The organism is Phyllobacterium sp., from assembly GCF_037994425.1.
Lineage (GTDB): Bacteria > Pseudomonadota > Alphaproteobacteria > Rhizobiales > Rhizobiaceae > Phyllobacterium.
Window position 1 is genome coordinate 1 of the sequence record NZ_JBBNAM010000058.1, and the last position, 1,462, is coordinate 1,462.

The window sequence follows — 1,462 nt, forward strand, 5'->3', positions numbered from 1 at the left end:
GGGTTTTTTACCGATACGAGACATTTTTCAACCTGTCCGTTTCTTCCTGTTTACAGCCCACGCATTAGAATATGCGGCAGAGCAACTCGCCACCAACATTCTGTTCACGTGCCTCGTGATCCGCCATTACGCCCTTCGGCGTCGACAGGATCGAAATACCAAGGCCGTTTGCAACCTGCGGGATCGACTTGACCGAAACGTAAACGCGACGGCCGGGCTTCGAAATACGGGTAATTTCGCGAATTACCGGTACATTTTCAAAATACTTCAGCTCGATTTCGATCTCGGACTTGCCGTTTTCGAAATCAACCTGGCTATATCCACGGATATAGCCTTCGGACTGAAGAACATCCAGAACGCGGGCGCGAAGCTTGGAAGCAGGGGTCGAAACCTTGCCCTTCTTACGCATCGTCGCGTTGCGGATGCGGGTCAGCATATCGCCGAGAGGATCATTTACAGACATCTGTTTGCTCCCTTACCAGCTCGACTTCACGACGCCGGGCACCTGGCCGGACGAACCCAGCTGGCGCAATGCGATACGCGACATTCTAAGCTTGCGGTAGAAACCGCGCGGACGGCCCGAAACTTCGCAACGATTGCGAATACGAACCTTGGTGGAATTGCGTGGCAGTTCCGCCAGCTGAATGGTGGCGCGAAAGCGCTCATCCAGCGGCAGCGACTGGTTCATCACGATAGCCTTCAGGCGTGCGCGCTTTGCAGCGAAACGCTTCACCAGCAGACCACGGCGCTTGTTCTTTTCGACTGCGCTCGTCTTAGCCATTTCAAATACCTCGCTACGCTTGCCGTTACTGGCGGAAGGGGAAGTTGAAGGCGCGCAGCAGTGCGCGTGCTTCATCATCCGTCTTTGCAGTCGTACAAACGATGATGTCCATGCCCCAGATCTGATCAACCTTGTCGTAGTTGATTTCCGGGAACACAATGTGCTCCTTGATGCCCATGGCAAAATTACCACGACCGTCAAAGCTCTTTGGATTCAGGCCGCGGAAATCTCGAACGCGCGGCAGCGCTATCGTGATCAGGCGATCAATGAATTCATACATGCGCTCTTTACGAAGTGTAACCTTCGTTCCGATCGGCATATTCTCGCGAACCTTGAAGGTAGCGATCGAATTGCGCGCACGCGTAATAACCGGCTTCTGACCAGCAATCAATGCCAGATCTTCAGCTGCGACAGTTGGCTTCTTGGAGTCAGCAGTTGCTTCACCAACGCCCATGTTGAGGACAACCTTGGTGATGCGCGGTATCTGCATCTCGTTGTCATATTTGAACTGCTCGAGAAGAGCCTTACGCACCACTTCCTGGTACTGCTTCTTCAAGCGGGGTTCGATTTTTGCATCAGCCATCGATCAGATCTCCTGAACGCTTTGCTACACGTACCTTCTTGCCGTCTTCCAGGACCTTGAAGCCAACACGGGTCGGCTTGCCATCCTTGGGGTCGGCG

3 protein-coding genes and 1 pseudogene are annotated in these 1,462 nt (G+C 53.6%); all 4 read right to left on the bottom strand.

The genetic code is table 11. The features are described 5' to 3' along the window. Nucleotides 1-64: 64 nt before the first annotated feature. Nucleotides 65-463 (bottom strand): 30S ribosomal protein S8, encoded by a 399-nt coding sequence (gene rpsH, locus AAAB35_RS04165; protein WP_027233174.1) that lies wholly within the window; start codon nucleotides 461-463, stop codon nucleotides 65-67. Between the two features lie 12 nt (nucleotides 464-475). After that, nucleotides 476-781 (bottom strand): 30S ribosomal protein S14, encoded by a 306-nt coding sequence (rpsN, locus tag AAAB35_RS04170; RefSeq protein WP_340666967.1) that lies wholly within the window; start codon nucleotides 779-781, stop codon nucleotides 476-478. A 25-nt stretch (nucleotides 782-806) separates the two neighbouring features. After that, nucleotides 807-1,364 (bottom strand): 50S ribosomal protein L5, encoded by a 558-nt coding sequence (gene rplE, locus AAAB35_RS04175; protein WP_106710746.1) that lies wholly within the window; start codon nucleotides 1,362-1,364, stop codon nucleotides 807-809. Continuing rightward, nucleotides 1,357-1,462, bottom strand: a pseudogene (locus AAAB35_RS04180) (50S ribosomal protein L24); the annotation flags it as partial. The pseudogene AAAB35_RS04180 and the gene rplE, both read right to left, overlap by 8 nt.

Excerpts from the sequence above, each read along its gene's own strand:
- rpsN (WP_340666967.1), bottom strand. The coding sequence starts at position 781 with ATGGCTAAGACGAGCGCAGTCGAAAAGAACAAGCGCCGTGGTCTGCTG.
- rplE (WP_106710746.1), bottom strand. The coding sequence starts at position 1,364 with ATGGCTGATGCAAAAATCGAACCCCGCTTGAAGAAGCAGTACCAGGAA.
- rpsH (WP_027233174.1), bottom strand. The coding sequence starts at position 463 with ATGTCTGTAAATGATCCTCTCGGCGATATGCTGACCCGCATCCGCAAC.